This window comes from Bacillus sp. AFS040349, assembly GCF_002577655.1.
Lineage (GTDB): Bacteria > Bacillota > Bacilli > Bacillales > Bacillaceae > Metabacillus.
On sequence record NZ_NUMC01000065.1, the window covers coordinates 102,596 to 113,718 of the forward strand.

Sequence of the window (11,123 nt, forward strand, 5' to 3'; positions counted from 1 at the left end):
GCCAGGCACCACAAAAACACGTACCGAAAACAAGACAGGAATCGACCACTCGATTCCTATCAGCATTTTCTATTTACGCCTTCTCATGCGGCAGTACCGTGTCCGCGTAAATTTCAGTTGGGTAGCGTCCTGTGAAACAAGCTAAGCATTGACCTCTTGTTTCACCTTCATATGGGCGGCCCAGTCCTTCGAGTAAACCTTCGACACTTAGGAATGCTAAGCTGTCTGCTCCAATGATTTGACGGATTTCTTCGACTGAATGGTTAGAGGCAATGAGCTCTTCATGTGTTGACGTATCAATTCCATAGAAACATGGATTTGCAATAGGTGGTGAACTAATTCGCACGTGAACCTCAGTTGCACCTGCTTCACGAAGCATATTAACAATCCGTCGACTTGTTGTTCCTCGAACGATCGAATCATCAACCATTACAACGCGCTTTCCTTCAACAACACCACGTACAGCAGAAAGCTTCATTTTAACCCCTTGTTCACGAAGAGATTGAGATGGCTGAATAAACGTACGACCTACATAACGGTTTTTAATTAACCCTAATTCGTAAGGAATACCCGTTAACTCTGCAAAACCAATCGCAGCTGAGATACTTGAATCAGGTACACCTGTTACAACATCTGCATCTACCTCAGACTCAACAGCTAATCGTTTTCCTAAATTTTTACGGGCAGTATGAACATTAATTCCATCAATATTACTATCCGGACGAGAGAAATAAATATATTCCATACTGCATATAGAACGATTAATATTCATTGAAAAACGTTCAGAACGAATACCTTCATCATTGATAATAAGCAGTTCACCAGGCTGAACATCTCTTTCATATTTCGCTCCGACAACATCAAACGCACAAGTTTCAGATGCAATTACATAGGCATCACCCATAACTCCGATCGATAATGGACGTAAGCCATTAGGATCTAAAGCAACCATCATTTCTGTTTCTGTCATGATTAAAAAGGCGTACGCTCCTTTAATCATCGTTAATGCGTTTTTCACAGCTTCTTTCAAATCTTGATAACCACTTCTTCTAATAAGGTGGGCAAGCACCTCTGTGTCAGAAGTTGTTTGAAAAATACTTCCTTGGCTCTCAAGCTGATGCTTAAGCTGTGTCGCATTTACTAAGTTACCGTTATGAGCAAGAGCTAATCCGCCACTATGTGATTTGAAAAGCAAAGGCTGGACATTTTCATATCCGCCTCCACCAGCTGTTGCATAACGAACGTGACCGATTGCTGCTTTACCTGATAGTTCATTTAATTTTCCGCCCGCAAATACTTCGTTAATGAGGCCTAATCCCTTCATTCCTGTAAGCTTCTCGCCATCACTTGTTACAATCCCAGCACCTTCTTGACCTCTATGCTGTAGACTGTGCAGACCATAATAAGTGATTTGTGCTGCTTCAGGATGACCCCAAATTCCAAAAACGCCACATTCTTCGTTTAATCCCTTGAGTTCAGCAAGCATGGGATTGCTCCTTTCCATGCATCCTTTAATTCTTTAACAGATGCATCGACAAGTGTTTCGTTCTTCTCGTTTGAAATGATAAGTTTGCCAGAATCTGTTACTTCTCCAATACAAACTGCATCTACTAAACTTTCAAATGTTTCTTTGTTTTCTTTTTTCACAGAAAGGATAAATCTTGTTTGAGATTCACTAAATAATGCTGCCGTTGCATCACCTTGAAGAGTAACAGTAGCTCCTAATCCTTCACCACCGAATAATGGTTCAGCTAACGCAACCGCTACACCACCTTCAGATACATCATGAGCAGATGCTACTGACTTCGCACGAATTGCAGCAGAAATTTGTCCTAAAACGTTGCTTTCTTTCTCTAAATCTAGCTCCGGTGATTGACCAAAGATTTCGCCTTGTGTTAACTTTTGAAGCTCACTACCACCAAACTCCGGCTTTGTTTCACCAACAAGATAGATTAGATCTCCAGCTGCTTTAAAGTCTTGAGTTGTAATATAATCTGTATCTTCAATTAATCCAACCATACCGATAACAGGTGTTGGATAGATCGCTGTTCCATTTGTTTCGTTATATAAAGACACGTTACCGCCGATAACTGGTGTATTTAATACACGGCAAGCTTCACTAATTCCATCAGCCGCTTTTTCAATTTGCCAGAAAATTTCTGGTTTCTCAGGGTTACCGAAGTTCAAGTTATCTGTAATCGCAAGTGGAGTTGCACCAGAACATACGATGTTACGAGCTGCTTCTGCTACCGCAATTTTCCCACCAACTTCAGGATCTAAATAGAGATAACGAGAGTTACAGTCAGTTGTCATCGCTAAAGCTTTTTTCGTATCACGAATACGTACTACTGCAGCATCAGAACCTGGTGCTACAACTGTATTTGTACGAACCATATAATCATATTGATCGTAAACCCATTCTTTAGATGCAATCGTTGGTTGCTTTAATAGATTCACAAGTGTTTCTTTATAGTTATCTACTTGAAGAGGTGCTACGTTCATTTGTTGGAACTCTTCATAATAAGCAGGTACTTTAGATGGTTTGTGGTAAACAGGTGCTTCTTCTGCTAAAGCATCAACTGGAAGCTCACATACCACTTCACCTTTATGGAAAAGACGAAGCATTTTATCATCTGTTACTTTACCAACTGAAACAGCTTCTAAATCATATTTCTCAAAAAGATCAACAATTTCTTGCTCTCTTCCTTTTTCAATAACAAGCAACATTCTTTCTTGTGATTCAGAAAGCATCATTTCATAAGCTGACATACCAGTTTCACGTTGTGGAATGAGATCTAAGTCCATTTCAATACCAGAACCAGCTTTACTTGCCATCTCTGCTGATGAACTTGTTAATCCAGCTGCACCCATGTCTTGAATTCCAACTAAAGCGTCATTCTTAATAACTTCTAAGCAAGCTTCTAATAAAAGCTTCTCCATGAATGGATCGCCTACTTGCACAGCAGAACGATCTGCACCAGAATCGTCAGTTAATTCTTCAGAAGAAAATGTTGCACCATGAATTCCGTCACGGCCAGTTTTGGCACCAACATACATGACTGTGTTGCCAACACCTTTTGCCTGACCCTTTTTAATATCTTCATGGTTAATTAACCCAACACACATTGCATTAACAAGTGGATTTCCTTCATAAGAAGCATCAAATTGGATTTCTCCACCTACAGTTGGAATACCAATACAATTACCGTAACCAGCGATCCCTGCAACAACCTCTTCAAATAAATATTTCACACGAGGTGTTTTTAGTTCTCCAAAACGTAAAGAATTTAAAATCGCAATAGGTCTAGCTCCCATAGAGAATACATCACGGATGATCCCACCTACACCAGTTGCTGCACCTTGGTAAGGCTCAATTGCAGATGGATGGTTATGACTCTCAATCTTGAATACAACCGCTTGATTGTCTCCAATATCAACGATCCCAGCTCCCTCACCAGGACCTTGTAGTACTTTTTCACCTGTAACAGGAAACTTCTTTAGAATTGGTTTAGAGTTTTTGTAGCTGCAGTGCTCCGACCACATAACCGAAAAAATACCGATTTCTGTGTAATTTGGAAGACGTCCAATAATTTTTTCAATCAGGGCAAACTCGTCATCACTTACACCCATTTGTCTGTAGATTTTTTCATCTTTTATCATCTGGTTTGTTGGTTCAAGCAGTAGTGACATGAGATTCCCTCCAGTTTTTTACGATCGATTGAAATAATTTCAATCCGTCAGCACTTCCTAATAATTCATCAACTGCACGCTCAGGGTGAGGCATCATCCCTAATACATTTCCGCGCTCGTTTGTAATGCCTGCAATATCAACTAAGCTGCCATTTGGATTTTTTTCGTACGTAAACACGATTTGATTGTTTTCTTTAAGCGTTTGAAGTGTTTGCTCATCACAATAATAGTTCCCTTCTCCATGTGCAATCGGAATTGAGATAACCTCATCCTTTTCATAAGCTGAAGTAAAGGCTGTTTCATTGTTCTCAACCTTTAAATTAACTGGTCGACACATAAACTTTAAATTTTCATTTCTCTTCATTGCACCTGGCAGTAAACCAACTTCTAATAAAATCTGGAATCCATTACATACACCAAGAACAGGCTTACCAGCTTCAGCTGCTTTTACAACTTCTTTCATTACATTTGAAAAGCGTGCAATCGCACCTGAGCGTAAGTAGTCTCCGTAAGAAAATCCACCCGGTAGAAGAATGCCATCAAACCCACTTAAGTCAGTTTCATCATGCCAAACATACTCTACTTCTTCACCAAGCTCATCTTTAATTGCATGGTACATATCAACATCACAGTTAGACCCTGGGAAAACGATCACAGCGAATTTCACTTTGTGACAACCTCCTGTACCTCGTAGCTAAAGTCTTCAATCACTGTATTAGCAAGTAATTTCTCACACATTTCACGAACAGCTACATCTAAATCACGGTCTGATTTTTCAATTGTAAGTTCCATATACTTTCCGATACGTACATCTTGAACTTCTTTATAATCCATGCTGTGTAAAGCACTTTTCACTGCGCTTCCTTGTGGATCTAATACACTTTCTCTTAACGTGACATAAACTTTTACTTTGTACATGTTGATTGGCCTCCAAGTCTAGTTAAAATAACTTCATATGCATCTGTTAAACTACCAATTTCTCGACGAAAAACATCCTTATCGAACTTCTCATTTGTGTTGATATCCCATAAACGACATGTATCTGGTGATACTTCATCAGCAAGTATAATGTTCCCATCCTCTGTTAAGCCGAATTCCAATTTAAAGTCAATTAGGCGGATGTCACATGCTAGGAAATGAGCTTTAAGCACTTCATTCACCTTTTTAGCTAGAGTTTTTAATGTTTCAACTTGTTCTGGTGTTGCAACTTCTAATAGAGCAATATGATCTTCGGTAATTAATGGATCACCTAAATCATCATCTTTGTAATAAAACTCTACTAGTGGATGTTTAATTTCTGTTCCCTCTTCAATTCCAATACGTTTAGAAAGGCTGCCTGCCACAACATTTCTTACCACTACTTCTAAAGGAATAATTTCTACCTTTTTGACAAGTTGCTCAGTAGCTGAAAGTCTTTTAACAAAATGATTTTCAATGTTGTTAGCTGTTAGCCTTTCAAAAATCAATGTAGAAATCTCATTATTTAAACGACCTTTACCTGTAATCTCTTCCTTTTTCACACCATTAAAGGCTGTTGCAGAATCTTTGTATGAGACCCATAAAATAGTAGGTTCGTTTGTTTTATAAATTCTTTTTGCTTTACCTTCATATAGTAATTCAAGCTTTTCTGTACTCAATGAAAGCCCTCCTAAACTGAATATTGGGAACCTTAAGTATATACAAACTATTTGTTAGATTTTCTAACCATATTTTTTTATCAAATAGATAGCAAGGGACTTTTTAGCCCTTGCTATTTGCTTTTTATAATCCTAGACGTTCGAAAATAGTATCGACACCTTTTAAGTGGTAATTATAATCGAAGCAGTCTGCAATTGTTTCAGCTGAAAGACGAGAAGTAATCTTTTCTTCTGCTTCTATTAATCCACGGAAAGGTACTTGTTTTTCCCATGCTTCCATTGCTTTTGGTTGAACAAGGTCATACGCTTCTTCTCTTGTCATACCAGTATCAATTAGCGCTAATAACACACGTTGAGAGTAGATAAGACCTTGTGTACGATCCATATTACGCTTCATGTTTTCAGGGAATACTGTTAAGTTTTTCACAATATTACCGAAGCGATTTAACATATAGTTAAGAGCAATCGTAGCATCTGGTAAGATAATACGTTCAGCTGAAGAGTGAGAAATATCTCTTTCATGCCATAAAGGAACATTTTCGTAAGCTGTTAACATATACCCACGAATAACACGTGCAAGACCTGTCATATTTTCTGAACCGATCGGGTTACGTTTATGAGGCATTGCTGAAGATCCTTTTTGACCCTTTGCAAACGATTCTTCCACTTCACGTGTTTCACTCTTTTGTAGACCACGAATTTCTACAGCGAACTTCTCAATTGACGTTGCAACTAATGCAATAGAAGCCATATAATCTGCATGACGGTCACGTTGTAAAGTTTGTGTTGAAATTGGAGCAGGTTTTGTTCCTAGCTTTTCACACACATATGATTCAACAAAAGGATCAATGTTTGCATAAGTTCCAACAGCACCAGAGATCTTTCCATATTCAACACCTTCTGCAGCACGCTTAAAGCGATCTAAATTACGTTTCATTTCTTCATACCATAATCCAAGCTTTAAACCAAAAGTTGTTGGTTCAGCATGTACACCATGAGTACGTCCCATCATGACTGTGTATTTATGCTCTTGTGCTTTTTCTTTTAAAATTTGAATAAAGTTTTCAATATCTTTTAACAGAATATCGTTTGCTTGTTTAAGTATATAAGATAAAGCAGTATCTACTACATCAGTTGACGTTAAGCCATAATGAACCCATTTACGTTCTTCACCAAGAGTTTCCGAAACCGCTCTAGTGAACGCAACAACATCATGACGAGTTTCTAATTCAATTTCGTTAATGCGGTTCACATCAAATGATGCATTCTTACGAAGAAGTGCAACATCTTCTTTTGGAATAACTCCAAGCTCTGCCCATGCTTCACATGCTAAAATTTCTACCTCTAACCAAGCTTTAAATTTATTTTCTTCCGTCCAAATCGCGCCCATTTCTGGTCTTGTATAACGTTCAATCATGTTTTTGCCTCCGTTCTATTTATAACCCCAAATTTGATTTACTTTATCTATGTCTTTTTCTATTGTTTCACTAATAAACGTGATATGTCCCATTTTGCGTTTTGCAGCAGGTTCCTTCTTTCCATATAGGTGAAGCTTTGCATCTTTTAGTAATGAGAGATGATCACTCACTATGGATAAATCTTCTCCTAATAGATTCACCATCATACCGCTTTGAAGCAATGTAGTTCTCCCTAAAGGCAGATCACAGACAGCCCGGATATGTTGTTCAAATTGATCTGTTTCACATAAGTCGATTGTATAATGACCTGAATTATGTGGGCGAGGTGCAAGCTCATTAATATAGATATCTCCATTTTTCGTTAAAAACATTTCTACTGCAAGTGTTCCTACAAGCTCAAAGCTATTTGATAGCTTTATAGCTAACTGTTCTGCTTTTTGAATAACTTCATCTGACACTCTTGCAGGTACAATGCTTTGATAAAGAATATTGTCTTTATGAACATTTTCAGCCACTGGAAATGTCTTTGTCTCGCCACTAACAGATCGTGTCACAATAACGGATATTTCCTTTTCAAAAGGTACCCATTTTTCTAATATACATGTTCCATGAGAAAGTAATTGTTTCGCTTCCTCAAGATCTTGATCACTACGGAGGACTCTTTGTCCTTTACCGTCATAACCACCTCTACATGTTTTTAACACGCTCGGATACTCAAGCTTTTCAACTGCCTTGTATAACTCCTCATCATTATGGATGATTTGATAAGGCGCTACCTCACAACCTGCTTTCTCTATGGCTGCTTTTTCTGTTTCACGATCCTGCGTTAAAAGAAGCAATGAGCTTTTCTGTGGTAATGCCGCATTTTCTTCTAACCAACGCAGTGCTGTGTAATCGATGTTCTCGAATTCATAGGTAATAACATCACTAACTTCAGCAAGTCTCTTAATTGCATTTAAATCTTCATAACCTGCTGTAATCTCTATATCTGCAATTTGACCACAAGGACAATCTTCTGTTGGATCCAATACCGCGATACGATAGCCAAGCTGTCTAGCTGCAATGGCCATCATTCTGCCAAGCTGACCTCCACCAATTATCCCAATTGTTCCTCCTGGCAATATCGTTTGGTTACTCAAGTTCATCACTGCTTTCTAACACCTTTAGTCGAAGTTCTTCTCTTCTTGTATCTAATTTATCTGCTAGAGATTGATCACCTGTTGAAAGAATCTCAGCAGCTAATAAACCCGCATTCGTTGCTCCTGCTTTTCCTATCGCAACCGTTGCAACTGGGACCCCTCCTGGCATTTGAACAATCGATAACAATGAATCAAGACCATTTAGAGCCTTTGACTGTACTGGAACTCCAATGACTGGTAAAGATGTTTTTGCTGCTACCATCCCCGGTAAATGTGCAGCACCTCCTGCACCAGCAATAATAACCTTTAAACCTCTTTTTCTAGCATTTTCAGCATACTCAAACATGTAATCTGGTGTGCGATGTGCTGAAACAACCTTCTTTTCATAGGGAACATTCAACTCATCAAGAATATCACATGCAGCTTTCATTGTTTCCCAGTCAGACGTACTTCCCATGATAACTCCTACAACCGGCTCCATCTTTTCCCCACCTTTACAAAACTAGAAAACTTGGCTTGTCGCTAAGTACAACGGCGAAAGCCCTATAAACTCTGATACTAAAAAAGCTCGATATCTAAACTCTCTCTAATCCATAGAGAAAGTTCAGTATATCGAGCTCGGATTATAGGTCTATTTCCGAATCGTATATACATGACTTTCCCTCATAGTCCGGTGATTTACGGTCATCGGGTAGAAACTTCTGGGCCATATTCCCAATTATATATGAGGTTTATCGTTCATCAATTATTTACATGTTTTATATTAACAATGAAGCTTTTCGATGTCAACGTAAAATCGAACGATTTATTTTATTGACACATTAATGTTCGTGTTTTACATTAATTTCCCTTCAAATGTAATACTTCTACCACATGGAACATGTTCAACAACATTATCTCGTTTTTCTTCCTTAAAGATAGGCTGCTCCGTTCTTCTAACAGGAAAGTACCCTTCCTTACTCATTCTAGCTAAACAATCTTCAATCGTTTCATTTTCTTCTACTATAAATTTTTTCTTTTTTGGCTTACTTGTCATTCTTCAACCTCCATAAAGTACAATCCCAATTTCATAAAAAAAGTACTCTCATTTTACCACTTTTTTAATACCTCTACTTATTATTTTCGGGTAATTTTGAAAGACATATACCATATAAAAGGAGAAAAAGGAGGCTGGGGACTAACAGGGTGTGATTTTGAGTACCTAGCATGTGGCAGTTCATAAAATGTAACTTCTAAATTACAAGAGACCTTGGTTATTTATGGTAAAATTATTTTACATCTGTTTTATCTTACCTAATTAAATTTGAATGGGAGTCTTTGTTTTGTTAATTACTACTGCTATTTTGTATTTTTTAGGAATTATTTCTATTGCTTATCAGCAAGTAATGTTCTCTACAATTGTTTTTATTGGATTATTGGTTTTGTTAATAACAAATAAAGAAAGACGGTTCATTATATCTCTATTGTTATCGTTTCTAATTGGTTTTGTGGTATTTATGGTTACTAATGATTTCATTGGAGAGTTAAATATCTCAAAGGAAACAAAAGTAATTCTAAATCGGACTTTCCTTGTTTTTATCATAATAGGGATCATTTTAAACCATGTATTCTTCAATAACACAATTTCTTGGTACAATAAGAAACCAGATTGGCAAAATCCCATTATTTTACCGTTCCATAAAGTTAATACATTCTGGTTTTGGATAATAGGAATCATCGTTAATGGGTTTATATATCTAATTTTTATTATTCAAAAAGATATAGAATATATCCAATCGCTTCTATTGTTTTCCTTAATTTTCTCACTAATAAATGCTATTTTTGAGGAAGTTATTTGGAGAGGAATCATGCTTTCCAGCCTTAAGAAATACACATCTACAGGTTTTGCAATTTTTGTTACAAGTGTTGGTTTTGGACTTCTTCATCTAGCAATTGGTTTTTCCATTTCTCTTAGTTTGTTAATTTCAATTGCAGGAGTAATTTACGCATTAATCACACTTAAAACGAACAGCATCTATCCTAGTATTGTTTTTCATATCATCATTAATATCGGAATGGTATTCAGCGGTTTTATAATCTGATACTCTCTAACAGAAAGCTCAGAACCTAAATAAAAAGGTTTGAGCTTTCCACATCAGTTTTTTTCAATAATTCTATATTTTAAAAATCTCTCCTATTCAGATTAATTTTTATAATTAATAAAAAAACTCCATATGCAGCTTTTCCTTCTTATAATAGTCTAAACGATCCTTTAATGTTCCCGTGTGAAATTCAAATTTATGTCCATCTGGGTCAGTAAAATAGATCGATTTTTTATCTTTTTCATCTCTTGGACGTCCTGAAAGAATTGTTACATTTAATTCACTTAATTTGTTGTAAACTTGATCATAATCCTTTTCATCTATAGAAAAAGCAATATGTGTATAAGAATGTGCTATTTCATTTCGCGCAATATCCTTCTCCTCATTCAATGCTACCCAATAACCATTCAAATCAAAATATGCAGTACTACGACCTTTTACTAATAATTTAGCACCAAATACACTCTGGTAAAATTCTATTGATTGATTTAAATCTGAAACTGAAAACAGAAAGTGATTAATTTCTTTAATCATACTAATTTCCCCCATCTTTATTGACTTAAACGTCTCATACCGGATAAATATATCATATCTATGTAAAAATTAAGAAGATGGCTTCTGTCGGGCCTCTTTTAATAGAGACATCTTAATTTAAAAGTGGAGGATACAAAATGCTGATCTAATCGGGTTAGATTGTTTTTATCTACGATTTCTGGTAGTTTATTTTCGACTCATAATACCCTATCTACGATTTTGAGATCTTCATCTGCAATTCTACAAAATTATATGCATTCAACTTCTACAACTACACACAAAAAAATAGACCAGCATTTCTGATCTTTTCTTCACTTACTTTGCGAGTCCTACTCTCACAGGGGGAAACCCCCAACTACCATNNTCCGTGTTCGGACTATCGGCCTGCGATAAGCGGCGAATCTCCGCGTCAGCTTGTTCATTCAGATCCTCATGTGCCAAGACCGCACACTCCGGTCTTCATTCTCTGCGCTTCCTTGATCTTCTTGCTTCTCCCAAGCCTCAGGCTAGTAGTTTTACTTTGTCTCTAATTTTTATTTTCAAACCTTCGGTTTAACAACCTATAACTACACAAAAAAAGATCAGTATCTCTACTGATCTTTCCTTCATCTTACTTGGCGACGT

At 37.0% G+C, this 11,123-nt stretch carries 11 protein-coding genes and 1 riboswitch; of the genes, 1 reads left to right on the top strand and 10 read right to left on the bottom strand.

Going from position 1 to position 11,123, the window contains the following annotated elements; translation table 11 throughout:
- Positions 1-73: 73 nt before the first annotated feature.
- From purF to COD11_RS15040, 9 genes are all read right to left on the bottom strand, one after another.
- Positions 74-1,486 (bottom strand): amidophosphoribosyltransferase, encoded by a 1,413-nt coding sequence (gene purF / locus COD11_RS15000; RefSeq protein ID WP_098797708.1) that lies wholly within the window; start codon positions 1,484-1,486, stop codon positions 74-76.
- Positions 1,462-3,690, bottom strand: a complete 2,229-nt coding sequence (gene purL, locus COD11_RS15005) for a phosphoribosylformylglycinamidine synthase subunit PurL (protein WP_098797709.1) — start codon at positions 3,688-3,690, stop codon at positions 1,462-1,464. The genes purF and purL overlap by 25 nt, the downstream gene beginning before the upstream one ends.
- Positions 3,674-4,357 carry a phosphoribosylformylglycinamidine synthase subunit PurQ gene (gene purQ, locus COD11_RS15010; protein ID WP_098797710.1) on the bottom strand — a complete coding sequence of 228 codons (684 nt, stop codon included), beginning with the start codon at positions 4,355-4,357 and terminating at the stop codon, positions 3,674-3,676. Before purQ ends, purL begins: the two co-directional genes overlap by 17 nt.
- The gene (gene purS, locus COD11_RS15015) at positions 4,354-4,608 is read right to left on the bottom strand and encodes a phosphoribosylformylglycinamidine synthase subunit PurS (protein WP_098797711.1); all 255 of its coding nucleotides are present in this window, start codon (positions 4,606-4,608) and stop codon (positions 4,354-4,356) included. The genes purQ and purS overlap by 4 nt, the downstream gene beginning before the upstream one ends.
- A complete protein-coding gene (gene purC / locus COD11_RS15020) occupies positions 4,596-5,327 on the bottom strand; it encodes a phosphoribosylaminoimidazolesuccinocarboxamide synthase (RefSeq protein WP_098797712.1) in 732 nt (243 codons plus the stop codon). Before purC ends, purS begins: the two co-directional genes overlap by 13 nt.
- Positions 5,328-5,451: 124 nt before the next feature.
- A complete protein-coding gene (gene purB, locus COD11_RS15025; protein ID WP_098797713.1) occupies positions 5,452-6,744 on the bottom strand; it encodes an adenylosuccinate lyase in 1,293 nt (430 codons plus the stop codon).
- Between the two features lie 15 nt (positions 6,745-6,759).
- Positions 6,760-7,890 (bottom strand): 5-(carboxyamino)imidazole ribonucleotide synthase, encoded by a 1,131-nt coding sequence (gene purK / locus COD11_RS15030; RefSeq protein WP_098797714.1) that lies wholly within the window; start codon positions 7,888-7,890, stop codon positions 6,760-6,762.
- Complete coding sequence (gene purE, locus COD11_RS15035; protein ID WP_098797715.1) at positions 7,877-8,365, bottom strand: 5-(carboxyamino)imidazole ribonucleotide mutase; 489 nt, start codon at positions 8,363-8,365, stop codon at positions 7,877-7,879. Before purE ends, purK begins: the two co-directional genes overlap by 14 nt.
- A gap of 165 nt (positions 8,366-8,530) precedes the next feature.
- Positions 8,531-8,632, bottom strand: a riboswitch (purine riboswitch).
- Between the two features lie 87 nt (positions 8,633-8,719).
- Positions 8,720-8,920, bottom strand: coding sequence for an NETI motif-containing protein (locus COD11_RS15040; RefSeq protein ID WP_098797716.1), 201 nt, complete (start codon positions 8,918-8,920; stop codon positions 8,720-8,722).
- A 286-nt stretch (positions 8,921-9,206) separates the two neighbouring features.
- Here COD11_RS15040 and COD11_RS15045 point away from each other — a divergent pair, with 286 nt between their 5' ends.
- Positions 9,207-9,965, top strand: coding sequence for a CPBP family intramembrane glutamic endopeptidase (locus tag COD11_RS15045; RefSeq protein WP_176551101.1), 759 nt, complete (start codon positions 9,207-9,209; stop codon positions 9,963-9,965).
- 114 nt (positions 9,966-10,079) lie between these two features.
- Here COD11_RS15045 and fosM read toward each other — a convergent pair whose 3' ends face one another.
- Positions 10,080-10,499 carry a FosM family fosfomycin resistance protein gene (gene fosM / locus COD11_RS15050; RefSeq protein ID WP_098797718.1) on the bottom strand — a complete coding sequence of 140 codons (420 nt, stop codon included), beginning with the start codon at positions 10,497-10,499 and terminating at the stop codon, positions 10,080-10,082.
- Positions 10,500-11,123 lie beyond the last annotated feature (624 nt).